Origin of the sequence: Rhodopseudomonas sp. BR0M22 (genome assembly GCF_010907035.1) — a bacterium.
Classification (GTDB): Bacteria; Pseudomonadota; Alphaproteobacteria; order Rhizobiales; family Xanthobacteraceae; genus Rhodopseudomonas.
In genome coordinates, this window is the sequence record NZ_QUMK01000076.1 from 1 (window position 1) to 18,509 (window position 18,509).

Consider the following 18,509-nt stretch of genomic DNA (forward strand, 5'->3'; position numbering starts at 1 on the left):
GCCGCCGCGTGCCGTGGACGATCTCGTTCATCGTCACCGGCACGGCCGCATTCGGGCTCACTTTCTTCATCTTCGTCGTCGACTCGATGGCGATGCGGATCTTGGTGTATTCGCTGGCGCAGTTGGTCCCGATCGCCCTGACGCTGCCGCTGGTGACGTCCACGGTCGGGCGGCGCAACCCCGGCGCGCGGATGGCCGCAGTGATCGCCTGCTTGATCATAGCGGTCTATGTGGTGCGCTCCGTCGCGGCGATCATGGGCGTCGGCGGCGAACTCTCGCTGGTTCACTTCAACGACTTCCAGTCGGCGCTGGTGCTGGCGCTGGTGTTCCTGTCGATGACCTGGAACTTCGCATTCCTGCTGATGGCGATCGACCGGCTGCGCTCGGAGGTCGAGAACCTGGCGCTGCTCGACGATCTCACCGGGATCTCGAACCGGCGACATCTGCTGCAGCGGATGTCCGAACAGTGCGCGATCTCGGCGCGGACCGGCGAACCGTTCGCCGTGCTGGCGATCGACCTCGACGGCTTCAAGGCGATCAACGACGGCCACGGCCATGCCGCCGGCGACGAGTGCCTGCGCCGGTTTTCGCATGTCGCACAGTCTCGGCTACGTCCCGGCGATCTGCTGGCGCGCGCCGGCGGCGACGAATTCTGCGTGGTGATGCCCGGTACGACGCTGCGCGAAGGCGCGATGATCGCCCGCCACATCCTGGAAGAAAGCCGCGCCGTCTCCGAGCAAGGCAACGCCGACATCAAGATCGCCGCCTCGATCGGCGTGGCGCAGTGGACCCCGCAGGTCGGCCTTTATCCCGAGCGCCTGATCGCGGCGGCGGATGTCGCACTCTACAACGCCAAGAAGCTCGGCAAGGACTGCTACGCGGTGTACGAGCCCGTCCCGGAGCCGCCGCCCGAAACGCATCTGCCTGCGCCGGGGATCTTGCGCAGGATCGCCTGACGCCGCGCCGGACTTCGGCGCTCCGCAGCGCTTCAGGCGAGCAAAGTCGCGTGGATGGTGGATAGCCCGATTGCAATCGTGAGCACGCCGACTGCGCCCTGCAGAACGCGATTAGCCGTTGTCAGCGAGCGCGCCGAGATCACCAGCGGCACCGCGATCACCGCCGACAAAGCCGCCATTCCGACCATCGACCCCAGACCGAACAGCGCGACGTAAAGCAGCCCCTGGACCGGACTTGGGGCCTGCGACACCGCCAGCACCAACAGCGCCGCGGAACCGGCCATGCCGTGCATCAGCCCGACCAGCAGCGTCCGCCAGCGGAAGCCGTGCTCGTGCCGATGCGCAGCGGGCGCGTCATGGCTCAGCCGATCGGCATGGCTGTGCAGATGGACATGGCGAACGCCGTCGCCGTGCTGATGGACATGAACATGGACGCGGTCGCGCCAAAGCCGCCACAGCAGATGGCCGCCGAGCCCCACCAACATGAAGCCGACCGCCCCCTCGAGCGGCATCGCGATATGCTCGGGGATCGATTGGCCGATCACCAGCGCGATGCCGGCGAACAGGAACAACGTCAGCGTGTGACCGAGCCCCCAGGTCAACCCGTGCTTGACGATATCGGCGATGCCGCTGCGCCGCGCCGCGATCGTCGACACGGCGGCGATGTGATCGACTTCAAGCGCGTGCTGCATCCCGAGCAGAAACCCCAACCCCAAAATCGCGAACATAGGCCCCCGGTCGTCATGCCGTCGGTAAATTGCGGCGGCGGCAGAATGGTGTAAGTTTCGTCAACACAACACGGCCGCAGAGCCGGAACAAGGGAGAAACGGAATGATCGCCAGATCGATTGCGGCGGCGATGATGACGGCCGCTCTGCTGTCGTCGTCCATCGCCCGCGCGCAAGTCTCCGACGATGTCGTCAAGCTGGGTGTCCTCACCGATATGAACGGCCCTGCCTCGACCCCGACCGGACAGGGCTCGGTCACCGCCGCGCAGATGGCGGTGGACGATTTCGGCGGCACCGTGCTCGGCAAGCCGATCCAGGTGATCGTCGGCGACCATCAGCTCAAGCCGGACATCGGCGCCACGCTGGCGCGGCGCTGGTACGACGTCGAGCAGGTCGATCTGATCCTCGACGTGCCGGTCTCCGCCGTCGGCCTCGCGGTGCAGAACATCGCCAATGAGAAGAAGCGGCTGTTCATCACCCAGTCGACCGGTGCGGCGGATTTCCACGGCAAGTTCTGCTCGCCTTATGCGATGCAATGGGTGTTCGACACTCACGCGCTCGCCGTCGGCACTGCTCAGGAGGTGGTGAAGCGCGGCGGCGACACCTGGTTCTTCATCACCGACGACTACGCCTTCGGCCAGTCGCTGGAGAAGGACGCCGCCGCAATGGTCACCAAGAGCGGCGGCAAGGTGCTCGGCTCGGTGCGGCCGCCGTTCGCGACCTCGGACGTGTCGTCGTTCGTGCTGCAGGCGCAGGCCTCGAAGGCGAAGATCATCGGCATCGCAGCCGGCCCGCCCAACAACGTCAACGAGATCAAGACCGGCGGCGAATTCGGCATCTTCAAGGGCGGCCAGCAAATGGCGGCGCTGCTGGCGCTGATCACCGACGTGCATTCGCTGGGCCTGCCCACCGCGCAGGGTCTGCTGCTGACGACGTCGTTCTATTGGGACATGGACGATAAGACCCGCGAATGGTCGAAGCGCTATTTCGCGAAGATGAACCGGATGCCGACGATGTGGCAGGCCGGCGTGTACTCGGCGACGCTGCACTATCTGCAGGCGGTCAAGGACGCCGGCACCGACGATCCGCTGAAGGTCGCTGCGAAGATGCGCGAGAAGCCGGTCAACGACTTCTTCGCCCGTGGCGGCAAACTGCGCGAGGACGGGCTGATGGTCCACGACCTGATGCTGGTGCAGGTGAAGACCCCGGAAGAATCCAAATATCCGTGGGATTATTACAAGATTCTGGCCCACATCCCCGGCGATGCCGCCTTCGGCCCACCCGATCCGGCGTGCCCGCTGGTGAAGAAGTAGCGGGCACTGACCTCGAAGGCATCGATCGTCTCGATGCCTCTCTTCGTCATTGCGAGCGAAGCGAAGCAATCCAGAGCTCCGTGCATTGAGCTGGATTGCTTCGTCGCTTCGCTCCTCGCAATGACAGCCGCGGGCGGTTATGATCTGAAATGCGCGGGCCGCCACCTGCATTGCCGCGTCTAAAATGATCTCGAAGGAAAGCCCCATGGACTATCGTTCGCTCGGCCGCAGCGGCCTGAAAGTGTCGCCGCTGTGCCTCGGCACCATGATGTTCGGCGGCGCTACCGACGAGCCGACCTCGGCGCGGATCATCGACAAGGCGCGCGATGCCGGGATCAACTTCATCGACACCGCCGACGTCTATTCGATGGGCACCTCCGAGCAGGTGGTCGGCCGCGCGATCGCGGCGCATCGTGAGCACTGGATCCTCGCCACCAAGCTTGCCAATCCGATGGGCGAGGACCCGAACCGCGCGGGGCTGTCGCGCCGCCGCGTGATCCAGGCCGCGGACGACAGCCTGCGGCGGCTCGGCACCGACTGGATCGACGTGTACTACCTGCACAAGGAGGACCACGCGACGCCGCTCGACGAGACGGTGCGGGCGATCGGCGACCTGATCCGCGCGGGCAAGATCCGCTATTTCGGCGTCTCGAACTATCGCGCCTGGCGCGTCGCTGAGATCTGCAACATCTGCGACCGCCTCGGCATCGATCGCCCGGTCGTCAGCCAGCCTTACTACAATGCGATGAACCGGATGCCGGAGGTCGAGCATATTCCGGCCTGCGGCTTCTATGGCCTCGGCATCGTGCCCTACTCGCCGCTGGCGCGCGGCGTTCTCACCGGCAAGTACGCGCCCGACGCGGCGCCCGACAAAGACAGCCGCGCCGGCCGCGCCGACAAGCGCATGCTGCAGACCGAATGGCGCCCCGAGTCGCTGAAACTCGCGCAGCAGATCCGCGCCCACGCCGAGGCTAAGGGTGCCACCGCCGGCCAGTTCGCGGTCGGCTGGGTGCTGAACAATGCGCTGGTGACCTCGGTCATCGCCGGGCCGCGCACCGAACAGCAGTGGGACGATTATGTCCGGGCGCTCGATTATCGTTTCACCGCCGAGGACGAGGCGCTGATCGACGCGCTGGTGGCGAGCGGTCACCCCTCCACCCCCGGCTATAACGACCCGGCCTATCCGATCGAAGGCCGCCCGGTGCGCCACGCCGGCTGAGTGGCTGCTCCGCTCCCCGGCCAAAGTTGCGTCCGATCAAGCAACCGCGCCAGACCGCGTCGTAGGCTCACGCCGCCGCACGGCCGCGCAGAACGTCTTGTCTGCGAGCCGTGCCCGACTCCGGGAGACCGCCCTATGACCAGCCCTCATTTCCACGCCGTGATCTGGATCGACCATCGCGAAGCGCGGGTGTTTCATTTCAACCCATCCGACGCCGACAAGCTCGTGGTGCACGCCGACAATCCGAACCGGCATGTCCACCATCACCGCGAGGTCGGCTCCGGCCACGAGCCGGTGGACGAAAACTTCCTCCGATCCGCGATGGAAGCGATCGCAGACGCCGGCATCGTGCTGATCGTCGGCCCGGCGCAGACCAAGCACGCGCTGGAAAAATACATCGCCGACCATAACCCCGCCCTGAAGGCGAAGATCGCCGCAGTCGAAACCGCCGATCATCCCAGCGACGGCCAGATCGTCGCTCATGCCCGCAAGTACTTCAAAGCCGAAGACCGCACGACCCCGCAGACGCGCTGAGGCGCCGGCCCACCGGCGCAACGCGCGCCGGGACGATCGAGACGGGCCGCGCTCGAGCGCAATATAGGCCGGAAGCAAACCGGCCTATATTGCGCGGCTGCCTCGATGAGGCTCACGAAAATCTCGTTTCAAGAAATTGGAACGCACCCCTTGTGCTCTTGTTGGTTCCTGACAACAGGCTTGTTACTCGACGTTGGACACCCAGGCGGAGCCGAGGTCACGACGTATCGCCCGCGGTCTAGGATTTAGGAGAGTGGTCGTTCGTGGTCCGACGGCTCGGAGCCTTGATCTCCTGACGACGTAGGTCACCTGATAGTCTTTCCGTCCGTGAAGCCCAGCAACAACGTGCTGGCGAGCGCTCGCGCATTCGGCGCAAGCGCCTCATCGGGCAGTTCGCCCGCCGTCCAGAACGACAGCACCCCACGGAAGGCAAAGGCGAGTTGTCCGGGCAAGGACCGTAGCGCCTGCTCCCGCCGCGCCGCGATCAGCCCGTCCCCCGTGCCCAACGCAAGTGTCCAGAGCGCTGTCGAGCGCTCCCAGACCTGTCCGGGCGTCGAACTGGCCGTACCAAGCCAGCCCATGACCGCGCGGTTGACCTTCGGCTCCTCCAGCATCACGGCAGCCGCCGTATCGATCGCCAACAGGACTCGCTCGGTGGCGTCCGTCAGCGGCGGCGACGCGACAAAGCGGCTTTCCATTGTGTCGATCCGATGTGCGGAGAGCGTGTGCATGATCGCTGCCTTGCTGCCGAACTGGTTGAATGGCGTCGCAAAGCTGACGCCGGCCTCGGACGCGAGGTCTCGCATCGAAAAATCGGCTCGGCCGTCGCGAAGCAGCCGTTCGGCAGCTTCGATGACGCGCTGACGAAGCGGCTCGCCCCTGACGCCAGTGGAAGAGGGTTTGGTCTTGCGATGTGCCATGCCGCCATCTATATCATGATATAATTAATCTTCAACACGGAGCTGTCCATGGCGAGCGTTGCTTCGAAGACTTTCCTCATCACAGGTGTCAGCTCGGGCTTGGGCCGCGCGTTCGCCGAAGGCGCGCTGCAGGCCGGTCATCGGGTGATCGGCACGGTGCGGCGGACCGGTGACGCCGAGGCCTTTGCCGCGCAAGCTCCTGGCCACGCTCACCCGCTGGTGCTCGACGTCACCGATTTCGACGCCGTCCCGGCAGCTGTGGCAGATGCCGAGCGGCAAGTCGGCGTCACCGACGTACTGGTGAACAACGCCGGATACGGTCATGAAGGGGTGCTGGAGGAATCTTCCATGGATGCGCTCCAGCGTCAGTTCGCAGCCAACGTCTTTGGCCCCGTGGCGATGATCAAGGCGGTGCTGCCCGGGATGCGCAAACGGCGCCGCGGCCATATCGTCAACGTCACCTCGATGGGCGGCTTCATCACCATGCCGGGTATCACCTTTTACTGCGGCAGTAAGTTCGCTCTTGAGGGCATTTCGGAAGCGCTCGGCAAGGAATTGGCGGGTTTCGGGATCCGGGTTACGGCGCTCGCGCCGGGTCAGTTCCGCACCGATTGGGCCGGCCGATCGATGGACCGCACGCCGCGCAGCATTGCCGACTACGACGCAGTCATGGATCCGATCCGCGCCGCCAGACAGGCCAAGAGCGGTAACCAGCCCGGCGACCCGGCGAAGGCCGCGCGGGCCCTGCTCACGCTGGTGGAAGCCGAGCATCCGCCGACCCGGCTGTTCCTGGGCGATGATGCGCTGGGGCTGGTCAGGCAGAAGCTCGAGACAATGAACATCGAACTCGACGCTTGGGATGCACTCTCGCGCTCGACCAGCTTCGAGTCTACTTGACCGGCAGTCCGCCGGGCATATCAGCATGCCCGGCAGCAGCGGCGAACGCCGCACAGATCGATCTATGTTGCCGGCAGGCTCGGCATGATTGGCAGCTTTGAGCACAGCCTCAATAGCGACGCCCTCGCGCTGCCTGCCGCAAATTCCGCGCAGAGCAAATTATCGTCTGTTTGGCAGATATCGGGGGCGCCGCGCGATCAGAGCTAACTGAAACGCCGCGGCGACGAGTCTGCCATGCGCTGATTGGTCCACACGATCGGCATTGCGTTGTCGTCCCGCGCACGACTAATATCAAAACGTGACGATCGAGAATGATCGCGCCAAGAAAATGGGATGGAAACAGATGAGACTATCCAAACTTGCGGCCATTGTGGCGGCGACTTCTTTGCTTGCGCCCGCCGCGGGGTTCGCACAGAAGGCCTACGGCCCGGGCGCCAGCGACACCGAGATCAAGATCGGGAATTTCGTGCCCTACAGCGGCCCGGCGTCGGCCTACGGCATCGTCGGCCAGGTGCAGAGCGCCTACGTCAAGATGCTGAACGACAAGGGCGGCATCAACGGCCGCAAGATCAATTTCATTTCGTATGACGACGCCTACTCGCCGCCGAAGGCGGTGGAGCAGACCCGCAAGCTGGTCGAAGGCGACGAGGTGCTGTTCCTGTACCATACGCTCGGCACGCCTTCGAACACCGCCGTCATGAAGTACCTGAACCAGAAGAAGGTGCCGCAGTTGATGCTGTCGAGCGGCGGCACGCGGTTCGGCGAGGATCCGAAGACCTATCCGTGGACGATGCCGTTCAACCCGCCCTACCAGGCGGAGGGCCGGATCTACGCGAAGTGGATCATGACGACCCATCCCAACGCCAAGATCGCCGTGCTGGTGGCGAACGACGATTACGGCAAGGACATCTACAAGGGCGTCAAGGACGGGTTCGGCGCCAAGACCTCGATGATCATCTCGGAGGCGACCTACGACATCACCGATCCGACCATCGATTCCCAGATGGCCAAGCTCAAGGCCTCGGGCGCCGACCTCTTCCTCAATCTCTCCACGCCGAAATTCGCCGCGCTGGCGATCCGCAAGATGGGCGAACTCGGCTGGAAACCGATTCACGTTCTGAACAACGTCTCGTCGTCAGTCGGTGCGGTGATCAAACCGGCCGGGATGGAATTTGCGCAGGGCGCGATCACCGCGAGCTACGTCAAGGATCCGACCGATCCGACCTGGAAAGACGATCCGGGCGTGAAGGAGTGGGACGCCTTCCTCGAGAAATACATGCCGGGCTCCGATCGCTCCAACGGTCTGCTGCTGTATTCCTACGGCGCCGCGCAGACGCTCGAATACATCCTGAAGCAGGCCGGCGATAATCTGACCCGCGACAACATCATGAAGGTCGCGACCAGCCTGAAGGGCTACGCGCCGGCATCGCTGCTGCCGGGCATCACCATGAACACCTCGCCCACCGATCACTTCCCGATCGAGCAGATGCAGCTGATGCGCTTCAAGGGCGACCGCTGGGAGATGTTCGGCGAGGTGCTAGAGGCCAAGGTCGCGAACTAAAGCCGACCGAAACAGTGGACAGAAGCGCGGGTCGGAAATCGGCCCGCGCTTTTTGCTTTTGACGATGCACTTGCTGGCGACTCATTGACGAGAGACGGCGTGTCCTCGTGCGCCACACGCATTGCGTTGCGCACACTGCCATATAGGCCAAGCAGCCCGCGAGCATTCTCCGACTATTCGGGCTTTTCGTCCGGTGCAGATGCGACATGGCGACGGAGGTCCATGCTATCATGAAGAATTCGAACAATCTCGATGGTGCTGCCGTTCGTCGTCCGGTAGAGTAGGAAATGGCTGCCGCGGCGGCCATGTCGGGCAACGTGGAGCGTGCGAAGTCCGACCAGAATCTCGTCCCGGGCGCGGGAGGAGACAACATCGGGACCACCGGCAAGCTCCCCAATCGCCGCAATCAGTGTATCGCGGTAGATTTGCGCTTGCCGAGCGCCGAAACTTTCGGCGGTCCATTTGAGGATGTTGGCAAAGTCGAGCTCCGCGACTGCACCGAGACGGACCCGCCATTCCGGCTCGGACATCGCGGCTATTCTTTCGTTCGGGAAACGACGCTGTCCGAGAGATCGCTCAGGTAGGTCTGCAATTCTCCGATGTCTGCGAACTCCTTGAACTCGCCCCGATCCAACGCCACTACACCTGAACGGGCGGCAGCTCTCAGTGCCTCCAACCTGCTGGCATCTTCCGCCTCACGCTGTTCGACCAGTCGAAGTCCATCGCGCAAGACCTCGCTCGCGTTCTGATAGCGGCCAGACTTCACAAGGGCGTCGAGCAACTCTTCCTGGCGGTCCGTCAGCACGACATTCCTGGTGGGCATCAGCATCCTCCAGCACATTCCGACCAATCACGCGGTTGGCATAATATGCCATATAGCATTGAGCGCTTCTACCCGGACCTTGCAACCCGGAATGACCGGATTCCGATCCTTCGCGATGACCACCAAGGCGCTGCGGTGACTATGCCACCTACCCCGCAATCCGCCCATCCACCACGCGCACGATCCGGTCGCATCGCGCGGCCAGATCGTCGTTGTGCGTCACCAGGAGAAACGTGGTGCCGCGTTCGCGGTTAATCTGGCGCATCAGCTCGAACACGTCGTCGGCCGATTTGGTGTCGAGATTGCCGGTCGGCTCGTCGGCGAGCACCAGGGCGGGATCCATCGCCAGCGCGCGGGCCACTGCGACGCGCTGCTGCTGACCGCCGGACATGTTGGAGGCGCTGTTGTTGCGCCATTTCGACAGCCCGACGCGGTCCAATAGCTCGTCGGCGCGCTGCTCCATCGCCGCATCGGGACGGCCGCAATCGACCAGCATCGGCATCATCACGTTCTCGCGCGCGGTGAATGCCGAGATCAGATAGTGATACTGGAACACGAAGCCGATGGCGTGGCCGCGCAGATGCGTCAGCGCCGAGTCGCCGAGCTGGCCGGTGTCCTCCCCGTTGATCAGCAGGCGTCCGCCGGTCGGGCGGTCGAGCAGGCCGATGATGTTGAGCAGCGTCGACTTGCCCGAGCCGGACGGCCCCATCAGCGCCAGGAAGTCGCCGCGCTGCATCGTCAGGTCGATGCCGTGCAGCACTTCGGTCTCGACCGGCGTGCCGACATTGTAGGATTTGCGGATCCCGTCGAGCGTGAGAACGTCAGCCACGGATCGCCACCACCGGATCGAGCCGCGCTGCGCGTAGCGCCGGGGCGATTGCCGCAGCGACGCCGGTCGCAGTGGCGAGCACCGCTGCCCAGACGAACAGATCGACGTCGAGGATCAACGGAAACAACTCGCTGCCGTCGACCTGGCGCGCCGAGCGGTGCCAGGTGAACAGCGCCAGCGCGCCGAGCGCAGAGCCGAGCACCGAGCCGACGAAGGCGAGCAGCCCGCCCTGGATCAGAAACACCCGCAGGATCTGGCCGCGCCGCGTGCCCATCGCGCGCAGGATGCCGATGTCCTTGGAACGTTGGATCACCGTCACGATCAGCACCGCGGCGATGCCGAACGCCACCGACAGGCCGACGAACAGCCGGATCAGCGTGTTGGAGTTCTGCTGCGCCTGCACCGCGGTGAAGAACTGCGCGTTGGTCTTGATCCAGCTGTCGGCCTTGACCTGCAGCATCGCCTGGACCTCCTGGGCAATGCTCTCCGCCGCGTAGATGTCCGCCACGGTCAGATCGATCGAGGTGACGCCGCCGATCAACCCGAGCATGCTCTGGGCGTTGCGCAAGGTGACGAAGGTGTTGCGCTGATTGGCGGCCTTGTTGCCGAAATCGAAGATGCCCTTGATGGTGAGGATGCGGTTGCCGGCGAGCGGGGTCGAGACGATGATCTTGTCGCCGAGCGATGCGCCGAGATCGCTCGCCAGCTCGATGCCGATCAGGATGCCCTCGGTGGTGACCTGCGCTTCGCCGGCGACGATGAAATCCGGCACCTTGACGATCTTGAAATAGATCTCCGGCTCGATGCCATACAGCGTGACGGCACGGCTGGTGTCGCCACGCAGCGCCAGCGCCGAGCCGGATGCGGTGGCGGCGGCGTAGACGACGTCGGGCCGCGCCTGCATCTCGGCACGGATCTTCGGCCACTGATCGATCGAGATCATCCGCTGGGTCGGCCGCTGCACCACCGCAGCCTCGATCGTGCCGGGCTGGCCGCGCAGCGGCCGCGCCACCTGATCCGGCGGCAGCAACTGGATCTGCGGCACCGAGGTCAGCACCCGTTTGATGAAATTGGCCTGCAGCCCGGCCAGCATCGCCGACATGAACACGATGACGCCGACGCCGATCGCGATGCCGCCGACGATCACCAGTGTCTGCACCGCGCCGTCGAGCAGAAACCGCACCGCGGCGATCCACTCGAACGGCAGCCAGCGCTTCATCGCAGCACCGCGCGGATGCGCTGATCCGGCTTGACGCCGGTGGCGAGCGGAATCACCCGGTCGCCCGGAACGAGGCCGTCGATCACCTCGTAAAAGCCGACGCCGCGCAGGCCGAGCTTGACCGGCTGGCGCACCGCGCGGCCGCCGCTCGCCTTCAACACGTAGGGCGCAGCAGCGGCGTCGTTCACCGCCCGCGCCGGCACGATCACCACGTCGTCGCGCCGCGCGGTGGCGATGTCGACCGACACCGTCATGTCCTGGCGCAGATAGTCCGGCGGATCGTCGACCTTGAGCTTGATCTCGACGGAAGCGCGATTGATGTCGACCGATGGATTGATGTAGCTCAGCGTCGCATCGAACCGCTTGTCCGGATAGGCGTCGGCGGAGGCCATCGCGTGCTGGCCGAGCGCGAGCTGGCCGAGATTCTTCTCGTCGATCTGCACCACGATCTGGGTGTCGCCGGCCGGCGCCAGGACGAGCAGCGCCTTGCCCGGCTGCACCACGCTGCCGCGCTCGACCGCGCGGGTGATCAGCACGCCGTCGCGCGGCGCCACGATGGTGGCGTAGCCGAGCCGCGCCTGCGCGGTGTTGAGATTGGCGAGCGCCTGGCTGAGCTGGGTCTCGGCCATCACGAAATCGCTGCCGCCGGGGCTGGAGGTGAACACCTGCAGCTCGGCGGTGCGCACCTGGGTGCGGGCCACGTCGAGATTCTTGGTGGCGTCGTCGAGCGTCGCCTTGGTGCCGTAGCCGGAGGCGGCCAGCTTGGAGGCGCGGTCGTAGGCCGCCTGGGCATTGAGCAGATTGGCCTGCGCCTGCTTCAGCGACTCGTCGGCGGCCGGCTTGGTCAGCTCGCGAAGCTGGCGCACCCGCGCCTGGGCTTGCGCCACCGCGCCTTCGGCCTGCACCACCGAGGCCTGCAGTTCGGACGCCTCGATCGCGACGAGCTGCTGGCCCTGATGGACCTGCTGGCCTTCCTTCACCAGCACGTCCTTGACGGTGCCGGTAATCTGGCTGGCGATCTCGACGCGATACGGAGTTTCGATGTGGCCGCTGGCCACCACGGTCTGCACCAGATTGCCGCGCTGCACCGCGACGGCGACCACTTCCGGCCCGAGCAGCAGCCGGAACAGGCCGAGGCCGGCCGCGATGAGGACCAGCGCGACGCCGAGCGCCGCCCATTTGTGACGCCACAACCCGCCTCCCCAGCGGGCAGCCGGATTGGGCCGCGGCGCGTCGATCTGCTCGGCTTGCTGTAACATTCTGATCCGCGGTCGATCGCTCTGTCGAGACCTATCCCCGGACCGGTGGGCAGCCATTGCGAAAGATCAATTGCGACCAAGCGCCAGCGTGCTCAACTTCGCCCGCCGCCGCAGAGTCGTTTGCGGCCGATGACCTATGGCCGAAGGATGCGATGACGACGTTGATCTTGCTGGGGCTGAGTGTCGTCGCGCTGTTCACGGCAGCGGGCTGGGTATCGTGCCGGCTGGCGCGCCGATTGGAGGCGCGTTATCCGCCCCGCGGCGTGTTCATCAACGCCAATGGCGTGCGGATGCACGCGCTCGATCTCGCTCCTGCCCGCCCGGCGGCTCCCGGTCAGCCGACCGTTCTGCTGCTGCACGGTGCCAATCTGTGCTGCGAGGACATGCGAATGTCGCTCGGCGAGCGTCTGGCGCAGCGGCTGCGGGTCATCATCCCGGACCGTCCCGGTCAGGGCTACAGCGTCACCGGCACCGGCCCGGTGGCGTCGCCCGCGTATCAGGTGACGCTGATCCGCGAAGTGCTGCGTGATCGTGGCGCGGGGCCGCTGATCGTGGTCGGCCATTCGTTCGGCGGGCTGATCGCGCTGCGCTACGCGCTCGACAATCCCGACACCGTCGCCGGCCTGTTGCTGATCAACCCGACCACGCATCCGCGGCCCCAGGGCCTGCCGCTGTTTCAGCGCGCCGCCGAAGTGCTGATGAAACCGCTGGTGACCTATACGCTGCTGCCGCCGCTGTCGCTGGCGATGATGAAGCGGATCTCGGCGCGGATCTTCCGGCCCGAGACGCCGCCGGCGGACTATGCCGAGCGCAGCCGGCTGGCGCTGGCGCTGACCGCCAAGCGGTTCGCCGCCAGCCTCGAAGAATATTCCGGGCTACGCGATCAGCTGATCGATCATGTGCCGCGCTACGGCGCCGTTCAGGTGCCGACCGTGATCGTCGCCGGCACCGCCGATCCGGTCGTGCCGCCGCAGGTCCACGCCGAAGCGCTGGCGCAGGCGGTGCCGCAGGCGCGGCTGCTGCGGCTCAACGGCGCCGGTCATATGGCGCATCACGCCCATGCCGAGACCATCGCGGCCGAGATCGAGCGGATGGCCGACGCCGTGGCGGAGCGGGCCGCTCCGGCACGGGTCGAAGCGGCCGAGCGAAACTAACGCGAGCGACGTCGACGGCGCGATGAAACCTCAGCCGGTCGGGCGCGTTCCCTTCCGGGAACGAACGGAGTCCGAAATGACCACCTTCAAGCTCGCCTGTGCGGTGATGATCCTCTCCACTGCGACCGCAGTACCGGCATTGGCCGGGCACCGGCATCATCGCGCCCATCACCATCACCCGTCGGGCGCGCCGTACAGCCACAATTACGGGCCGCCGGTCTGGCCGGGCGAAACCTATGCCACCTATGACGGTCCGCTGTCGGCGCTGTGCGGCCAGGGAGCCGCCGCCTATCGCGGGCAGGATGGCCGCCGCCATCCCTGCTACTAACCATGCATCAAGCGTCACACGCGGTTGCAACGCCTGCTGAACGGCGGCACACTCCCGCCGCCGCAGCCCTGTCGCCGCGCGTTTCACGGAACCAAGCCATGACCGACACCACCGCCGAAGACGTCCGCAAGATCGCCACCGCCCTGCTGAAGACGGCCATCGAGATCGTCTCCGAAGAGGACGGCGGCGCGCACAATCAGTGCAAACTATGCGGAGCTTCGGTGCCGTGGCTGCAGACCGGCGACGAGATCAAGCACACGCCGGATTGCCCGGTGGTGATCGCCAAGCAGATCCTGTCGGCGCGGCCGAAGCTGCATGCGGTCTGAGCAGGGCAGCGAGGGCGCGACCTCCGCCGTGGCCAAGCCCGCCGCTTCCGAGATCGCGGTCTGTCTGGCACCGGCGGAATTCGTCGACAGCGACCACCCCGAGGTCATCGCGCGCGCGGCTGAAGCGACGCGCGGCGCGGCTACGCTCGCCGACAAACTCCGCGCACTGTACCTGACGGTGCGCGACGGCGTGCGCTACGATCCTTACGTCGATTTCTCCAGCCCCGAGATCTTCCGCGCCTCCAGCGTGCTGCGCGCCGAACGCGGCTATTGCGTCGGCAAGGCCTCGGCCTTCGCGGCGCTGGCGCGCGCTGCCGGGATTCCGGCGCGGGTGCGCTTTGCCGACGTGCGCAATCACCTCGCCACCGAGAACCTGACCCGGACGATGGGCACCGACCTGTTCGCCTGGCACGGCTATGCCGAGTGCTTCACCGGGACACGCTGGGTCAAGGCATCGCCGACCTTCAATCGCACGCTGTGCGACAAGCTCGGCGTCGCACCGCTCGACTTCGACGGCTCGTCGGATGCGGTGATGCAGGCGTTCGACAACAACGACGCGCGGTTCATGGAATATGTCCGCGAGCACGGTGCATATTTCGACGTGCCGGTGAAGTTTCTACAGGCCGAGATGAAGCGGCAGTACCCTCACCTCGCCGAGCAAGGCCGCCTGCGCGGCTCGATGGAAGACGAGGCGGCGCAGGATGCCGCGGCGCGCGCTCACGCACAGCGATAGCTTCAAGGCAAAAGGCCAGAGTTTCGGCTGGCGACGTTCGGACCCGCAGGACGTCGTCAAGCGTCCGAGCGCTGCGTTTCGGCGCGGCTGGTGGCGAGCGGCACGGCTTCACGCGGCACGGCCTTGCGCAACAACAGCCAAACGACCAGCCAATAGCTGAAATAAACGCCGAGCTGCAGGACGGTCGGATGGGCCCGATATCCGGTGAGTCCGGCGACCAGAGCACCGACCGCCCCGGTATCCGGCAGCAGCGCGGAGCTGTCCCACAGCGGGCCGGCTTCGGGCAGCATCCCGACGCGGCTCAGCGCATCGACCCCGCTGATCAGGAGCGCGGCCGCCATCAGCAGCATCGCCACTTCGGTGACACGGAAGAACGCCCGCCAGGTGATGACAACGCTGCCGTACTGCAGCGCCGCGTAGGTCGCTACTGCAAGCGCCAATCCCGCCACCGCGCCGAGCACCGGCTCGGCTGGCGCGACCGGATGCACCGCCAATGTGCCGAGCAGAAACAGGATGGTCTCGGCCCCCTCACGGGCGATCGCCAGAGCCGCCAGCGTGAACATGCCCCACCAGCTCTCCGCCACCGTCTCTTCGCGCAGCGCGGATTCGAGCTCGACCCGCAACATACGGGCTTGCCCGCGCATCCACAGAACCATGTGCACCATCAGACCGGCGGCGAGCAGCGCCGCGATCGCTGCATAGATCTGACGGCTCCCGGCTGGAATCGAACTACTGAACAGGGCGATGGTGGTGCCGAAGCCCGCGGCGATCAGCAGACCGGTCACAGCGCCGGCCCACAGATAGCGCCGGCCACGCCCCGCGATGTCGTTATTGCGCAGCCAGGCATTGAGGATGCCGACGATCAGCAAGGCCTCGACGCCCTCGCGCCAGACCACGATCACGACATTGCCGAACTGCGATCCGATCATCCGTGCAAATCTTCGCCCGTGCCCGACCGGCGGCGACCGTCGGATCGACTCGCCGGCCATCAAGCCGTGTTATCGTACATCAATTTCCGGCAATCACCGCGAATCAAATCGCGCGGCGAGGCACAATCCGATCGAACGGTACGGTCCACGCGTCGTGTGGTGCCGCACTACGGCGGCGACGTCTGCAGCGCTGCCGCCGCCGTCCGATGGTCGAGCAGCGGGAAGAACTGCTGATCGTGGTTGAGCATGTGCCCGATAATCACTGTATTAACCAAAAATTCTCGCAATGCCCCAAGCGACTGATCGCTCGCCAGCAGCCCATCGCGTAGCTCGCGCGCGCGTAACAACAGATGGTCGTGCTCGACGCGGTGACGGCCGAGATCGAAATAGCCGATCCCTTCGAGGATCTGCTCCTCGTAGGCGAAGTGATCCCCGACACGGGCGATCAGCAGATCCACCACCTCGGCCAGCTTGTCGGGCTCCAGCGCCTCGACGTCGGAACCTAGCACGAGGTTGGCGAGGTCGAACAGCTCGCGGTGCTGCCGATCGATCGCCGCTTCGCCGCAGGCGTAGCTGTCGTGCCAGAGAATGCTGGACTGCGTCGCGGCCGGCTGCTGCGGCTCGCGACTAACGCACTGCAACCGGCTGCGGCCGGCCTGTTTGGCCGCGTACATCCAGTGATCGGCGCGCTCGACGACATCCTGCGTGGTTTCGCCGCTCCGGAGCTGCGCCGAGCCGATCGAAATCAACAGCCGCCCAAGGCTCTCGTGGGTCGAGCGGCGATGCAGCTCGCGCGCGGCAATCGCCGCCCGGATTTTCTCACCGACCGCCAGTGCATCGTTCAGCGCGGTGCCGGGCAGGATGATCGCAAACTCGTCGCCGCCATAGCGACAGACGACATCGTCGCGGCGGCAGCTCTGCTTGATCGTCGCAGCCGCCAGCCGCAGCACGTCGTCGCCGACGACGTGGCCGTGACGGTCGTTGAACTGCTTGAAATTATCGAGATCGACGATCAGCAGCGACAGCGGGCCGCCGCCGGCGGCGATCAGCCGCGCCATCGACGTCTCGAAGAATTTGCGGTTGCCGACCTCGGTGAGCGGATCGGTCATGCTCTCCAGCCGGACCCGATCCAACTCATCCTGCAAGCGACGGACCTGCGCCGCCGCCGCATCGAGCTGCTCGACCAACAGCGCATTGGTGTCGCGCATTTCGATCGTCCAGCTCAACAGATCGTCGGCGATCGCCGCGACGCCATCGTCGCCACCCCCGCCCGCCAGCCGCGGCGCCGCGCTCGACAGCCGGGATTGGTAGCCGTGGGTGGCGTCGGAAGCCTGCGCGATGGCGTCGATCAACCGGCTCGACTGCGTCTGCACCTCGGCGCCGATCGCGTGAATCCGCGTCGCCGCTTTCGACGGAAACAGCACCTGCTCGTACACATCGGCAATGTCATGGGAAGCCGGCCGCGGCTTGGCGGCAAGCAGCGCGTCGATCGCTTCGGTGAGCGCTTTGTGCCGGCCGGCGAAGAACGTGTACCACAGCTCGAAGCTCTCCGGATCGAGCGAAAGATCGAGATCGCGGATCTGCTTCAACGCCTGCGCCGAGACGCGATCCTTCCAGTTCCGGTCGATATCCGTGTGCATCGTCATGATCGGACAAAACAGCCTCGTTTGCCCGCGCAGTCAGCCGCGCACGCCGCGACCGCATCCACGGCAACACTGATCCAAGCGCTCATCGGGGTAGCAGGGCGTCTCGCATCGGACACAACTTGGCCGCAACTGACGTTGCGGCCGATTCAGCAGCAGGCAATACTATCTTACCCGCCACACCGAAGCCGCGGGATCGCAGAACGACAAGAACGATCTAATCACGATTCGCCGCAAGCAAGGGACACCTACTTACCGCTGGTGGAATTCGTGTGATCTTGGCGAGGGATGGGGGCGATCAGCCGAACAATCGCACCGGTCGCGGTCTCCGGTTTTGGTACCGCAAGACAAGACCGGTGAAGCGCTCAGGATATTTTGCCAGATCCGAAGCCATCCAGGCTTTCTCACTCCAGATGAACGGCAAGTCCGCCGCCGACCTCGACATCCATATCCGGGTGACTGTTCGCGATTTCGTGGATCCGTTCGATCACGCTGTCCGGCAATGAGCGCGGCGAGGCTAAGATGGTCGCTCCCTTCAGTCTCACATACTCTTCCAGCGACATAATCACGTAACGAGGCTTGTCGTGATAACTCAGAAATACGGGCTCCAGCAGCGCCGCCTTTTGGATTTCAGACGGATTCCGCTGGAGGTCACTGGAGGCGAAGACTTTCATGCCTGGAACTCCCCTACCCTCTTTCAAAATATGTAAACTATGTATTTTGTACGCTGAAGCCAATACACTGGAAACTTCCATAACGAAAAGAGACGCCAAATCAGTAAGATGAGGGCTCACGGAATATGTCGGCGGCGAGAAATCTGTGGGCGCGGCACGCGCATCGGTTGAGCTAGCCAAGCGCACATGGGACGTTTCTCGCATCCATGAGAGGAGTGCCGATGGCTGGACCATACCGCACCCGTCCGGCGGGACCGTGAACTATCCGCCGACTTCGGGCGCCGGCAATTCCTCAGCAAGATGAAGGTCGACATCATCAAGGACATCAAACAGGCCGCCCTTGAAGACGACACTCACGCTTTGCAAATCATGGAGCAAGCAGCCGAGGACTGGCTGAAGAACCGGTCCTCGAAAAGGGAGACAATCTGAATGGAATCAGGTTCGCAATCGGCGGCAATTCTCGCG

21 protein-coding genes are annotated in these 18,509 nt (G+C 65.0%); 11 read left to right on the forward strand and 10 right to left on the reverse strand.

Annotated elements, in window-relative coordinates:
- Positions 1-956: GGDEF domain-containing protein (locus tag DY468_RS20810; RefSeq protein WP_164606952.1), on the forward strand; the 956-nt coding region annotated here is incomplete at its 5' end.
- Positions 957-988: 32 nt separating this feature from the next.
- On the opposite strand, the gene DY468_RS20815 is transcribed toward DY468_RS20810, so the two are convergent.
- Positions 989-1,684: an urease accessory protein UreH domain-containing protein gene (locus DY468_RS20815; RefSeq protein ID WP_164606954.1), complete on the reverse strand. Its 696-nt coding sequence runs from the start codon at positions 1,682-1,684 to the stop codon at positions 989-991.
- 103 nt (positions 1,685-1,787) lie between these two features.
- Here DY468_RS20815 and DY468_RS20820 point away from each other — a divergent pair, with 103 nt between their 5' ends.
- The 3 genes from DY468_RS20820 to DY468_RS20830 all read left to right on the forward strand — a co-directional run bounded on the left by DY468_RS20820 (position 1,788) and on the right by DY468_RS20830 (position 4,749).
- The gene (locus DY468_RS20820; RefSeq protein ID WP_164606956.1) at positions 1,788-2,996 is read left to right on the forward strand and encodes an ABC transporter substrate-binding protein; all 1,209 of its coding nucleotides are present in this window, start codon (positions 1,788-1,790) and stop codon (positions 2,994-2,996) included.
- Between the two features lie 205 nt (positions 2,997-3,201).
- Positions 3,202-4,215, forward strand: a complete 1,014-nt coding sequence (locus DY468_RS20825) for an aldo/keto reductase (RefSeq protein WP_164606958.1) — start codon at positions 3,202-3,204, stop codon at positions 4,213-4,215.
- 135 nt (positions 4,216-4,350) lie between these two features.
- The gene (locus tag DY468_RS20830; RefSeq protein WP_164606960.1) at positions 4,351-4,749 is read left to right on the forward strand and encodes a translational machinery protein; all 399 of its coding nucleotides are present in this window, start codon (positions 4,351-4,353) and stop codon (positions 4,747-4,749) included.
- Between the two features lie 305 nt (positions 4,750-5,054).
- Here DY468_RS20830 and DY468_RS20835 read toward each other — a convergent pair whose 3' ends face one another.
- Complete coding sequence (locus DY468_RS20835; protein ID WP_164606962.1) at positions 5,055-5,669, reverse strand: TetR/AcrR family transcriptional regulator; 615 nt, start codon at positions 5,667-5,669, stop codon at positions 5,055-5,057.
- A gap of 48 nt (positions 5,670-5,717) precedes the next feature.
- Between DY468_RS20835 and DY468_RS20840 the strand changes: the two genes are divergently transcribed.
- Together DY468_RS20840 and DY468_RS20845 are read left to right on the forward strand one after the other, a co-directional pair.
- The gene (locus DY468_RS20840; protein WP_164606964.1) at positions 5,718-6,566 is read left to right on the forward strand and encodes an oxidoreductase; all 849 of its coding nucleotides are present in this window, start codon (positions 5,718-5,720) and stop codon (positions 6,564-6,566) included.
- 343 nt (positions 6,567-6,909) lie between these two features.
- Entirely contained in the window at positions 6,910-8,127 is a 1,218-nt protein-coding gene (locus DY468_RS20845; RefSeq protein ID WP_164606966.1) for an ABC transporter substrate-binding protein, read from the forward strand.
- A 173-nt stretch (positions 8,128-8,300) separates the two neighbouring features.
- Here the strand turns inward: DY468_RS20845 and DY468_RS20850 are convergent, their stop codons facing one another.
- The 5 genes from DY468_RS20850 to DY468_RS20870 form a co-directional block, all read right to left on the reverse strand.
- Positions 8,301-8,657: a type II toxin-antitoxin system RelE/ParE family toxin gene (locus tag DY468_RS20850; protein WP_164606968.1), complete on the reverse strand. Its 357-nt coding sequence runs from the start codon at positions 8,655-8,657 to the stop codon at positions 8,301-8,303.
- Positions 8,658-8,662: 5 nt separating this feature from the next.
- Positions 8,663-8,950, reverse strand: a complete 288-nt coding sequence (locus DY468_RS20855; protein ID WP_164606970.1) for a type II toxin-antitoxin system ParD family antitoxin — start codon at positions 8,948-8,950, stop codon at positions 8,663-8,665.
- A gap of 148 nt (positions 8,951-9,098) precedes the next feature.
- Positions 9,099-9,779, reverse strand: coding sequence for an ABC transporter ATP-binding protein (locus tag DY468_RS20860; RefSeq protein WP_164606971.1), 681 nt, complete (start codon positions 9,777-9,779; stop codon positions 9,099-9,101).
- Positions 9,772-10,998 carry an ABC transporter permease gene (locus DY468_RS20865; protein ID WP_164606972.1) on the reverse strand — a complete coding sequence of 409 codons (1,227 nt, stop codon included), beginning with the start codon at positions 10,996-10,998 and terminating at the stop codon, positions 9,772-9,774. The genes DY468_RS20860 and DY468_RS20865 overlap by 8 nt, the downstream gene beginning before the upstream one ends.
- A complete protein-coding gene (locus DY468_RS20870) occupies positions 10,995-12,257 on the reverse strand; it encodes an efflux RND transporter periplasmic adaptor subunit (RefSeq protein WP_164606974.1) in 1,263 nt (420 codons plus the stop codon). Before DY468_RS20870 ends, DY468_RS20865 begins: the two co-directional genes overlap by 4 nt.
- Before the next feature lie 152 nt (positions 12,258-12,409).
- Here DY468_RS20870 and DY468_RS20875 point away from each other — a divergent pair, with 152 nt between their 5' ends.
- From DY468_RS20875 to DY468_RS20890, 4 genes are all read left to right on the forward strand, one after another.
- Complete coding sequence (locus tag DY468_RS20875) at positions 12,410-13,411, forward strand: alpha/beta fold hydrolase (protein ID WP_164606976.1); 1,002 nt, start codon at positions 12,410-12,412, stop codon at positions 13,409-13,411.
- Between the two features lie 76 nt (positions 13,412-13,487).
- Positions 13,488-13,739, forward strand: a complete 252-nt coding sequence (locus tag DY468_RS20880; RefSeq protein WP_164606978.1) for a hypothetical protein — start codon at positions 13,488-13,490, stop codon at positions 13,737-13,739.
- Between the two features lie 98 nt (positions 13,740-13,837).
- On the forward strand, positions 13,838-14,065 hold the full coding sequence (locus DY468_RS20885) for a DUF3222 family protein (RefSeq protein ID WP_164606980.1): 228 nt from the start codon (positions 13,838-13,840) through the stop codon (positions 14,063-14,065).
- A complete protein-coding gene (locus DY468_RS20890; RefSeq protein WP_164606982.1) occupies positions 14,055-14,798 on the forward strand; it encodes a transglutaminase-like domain-containing protein in 744 nt (247 codons plus the stop codon). Before DY468_RS20885 ends, DY468_RS20890 begins: the two co-directional genes overlap by 11 nt.
- 56 nt (positions 14,799-14,854) lie before the next feature.
- Here DY468_RS20890 and DY468_RS20895 read toward each other — a convergent pair whose 3' ends face one another.
- The 3 genes from DY468_RS20895 to DY468_RS20905 form a co-directional block, all read right to left on the reverse strand.
- Positions 14,855-15,727 carry an FTR1 family iron permease gene (locus tag DY468_RS20895; RefSeq protein WP_164606984.1) on the reverse strand — a complete coding sequence of 291 codons (873 nt, stop codon included), beginning with the start codon at positions 15,725-15,727 and terminating at the stop codon, positions 14,855-14,857.
- Between the two features lie 167 nt (positions 15,728-15,894).
- Positions 15,895-17,367, reverse strand: coding sequence for a diguanylate cyclase (locus DY468_RS20900; RefSeq protein ID WP_246701071.1), 1,473 nt, complete (start codon positions 17,365-17,367; stop codon positions 15,895-15,897).
- Between the two features lie 407 nt (positions 17,368-17,774).
- Positions 17,775-18,044 carry a type II toxin-antitoxin system Phd/YefM family antitoxin gene (locus DY468_RS20905; RefSeq protein WP_164606988.1) on the reverse strand — a complete coding sequence of 90 codons (270 nt, stop codon included), beginning with the start codon at positions 18,042-18,044 and terminating at the stop codon, positions 17,775-17,777.
- Positions 18,045-18,344: 300 nt separating this feature from the next.
- On the opposite strand from DY468_RS20905, the gene DY468_RS24950 reads away from it, so the two are divergent.
- Complete coding sequence (locus DY468_RS24950; protein ID WP_283808790.1) at positions 18,345-18,473, forward strand: hypothetical protein; 129 nt, start codon at positions 18,345-18,347, stop codon at positions 18,471-18,473.
- Positions 18,474-18,509: the final 36 nt, after the last annotated feature.

Bases quoted from the DNA above. Each gene is read 5' to 3' on its own strand.
- DY468_RS20815 (WP_164606954.1), bottom strand. From the start codon at position 1,684: ATGTTCGCGATTTTGGGGTTGGGGTTTCTGCTCGGGATGCAGCACGCG.
- DY468_RS20820 (WP_164606956.1), top strand. From the start codon at position 1,788: ATGATCGCCAGATCGATTGCGGCGGCGATGATGACGGCCGCTCTGCTG.
- DY468_RS20825 (WP_164606958.1), top strand. From the start codon at position 3,202: ATGGACTATCGTTCGCTCGGCCGCAGCGGCCTGAAAGTGTCGCCGCTG.
- DY468_RS20830 (WP_164606960.1), top strand. From the start codon at position 4,351: ATGACCAGCCCTCATTTCCACGCCGTGATCTGGATCGACCATCGCGAA.
- DY468_RS20835 (WP_164606962.1), bottom strand. From the start codon at position 5,669: ATGGCACATCGCAAGACCAAACCCTCTTCCACTGGCGTCAGGGGCGAG.
- DY468_RS20840 (WP_164606964.1), top strand. From the start codon at position 5,718: ATGGCGAGCGTTGCTTCGAAGACTTTCCTCATCACAGGTGTCAGCTCG.
- DY468_RS20845 (WP_164606966.1), top strand. From the start codon at position 6,910: ATGAGACTATCCAAACTTGCGGCCATTGTGGCGGCGACTTCTTTGCTT.
- DY468_RS20850 (WP_164606968.1), bottom strand. From the start codon at position 8,657: ATGTCCGAGCCGGAATGGCGGGTCCGTCTCGGTGCAGTCGCGGAGCTC.
- DY468_RS20855 (WP_164606970.1), bottom strand. From the start codon at position 8,950: ATGCCCACCAGGAATGTCGTGCTGACGGACCGCCAGGAAGAGTTGCTC.
- DY468_RS20865 (WP_164606972.1), bottom strand. From the start codon at position 10,998: ATGAAGCGCTGGCTGCCGTTCGAGTGGATCGCCGCGGTGCGGTTTCTG.
- DY468_RS20870 (WP_164606974.1), bottom strand. From the start codon at position 12,257: ATGTTACAGCAAGCCGAGCAGATCGACGCGCCGCGGCCCAATCCGGCT.
- DY468_RS20875 (WP_164606976.1), top strand. From the start codon at position 12,410: ATGACGACGTTGATCTTGCTGGGGCTGAGTGTCGTCGCGCTGTTCACG.
- DY468_RS20880 (WP_164606978.1), top strand. From the start codon at position 13,488: ATGACCACCTTCAAGCTCGCCTGTGCGGTGATGATCCTCTCCACTGCG.
- DY468_RS20885 (WP_164606980.1), top strand. From the start codon at position 13,838: ATGACCGACACCACCGCCGAAGACGTCCGCAAGATCGCCACCGCCCTG.
- DY468_RS20890 (WP_164606982.1), top strand. From the start codon at position 14,055: ATGCGGTCTGAGCAGGGCAGCGAGGGCGCGACCTCCGCCGTGGCCAAG.
- DY468_RS20895 (WP_164606984.1), bottom strand. From the start codon at position 15,727: ATGATCGGATCGCAGTTCGGCAATGTCGTGATCGTGGTCTGGCGCGAG.
- DY468_RS20900 (WP_246701071.1), bottom strand. From the start codon at position 17,367: ATGCACACGGATATCGACCGGAACTGGAAGGATCGCGTCTCGGCGCAG.
- DY468_RS20905 (WP_164606988.1), bottom strand. From the start codon at position 18,044: ATGAAAGTCTTCGCCTCCAGTGACCTCCAGCGGAATCCGTCTGAAATC.
- DY468_RS24950 (WP_283808790.1), top strand. From the start codon at position 18,345: ATGAAGGTCGACATCATCAAGGACATCAAACAGGCCGCCCTTGAAGAC.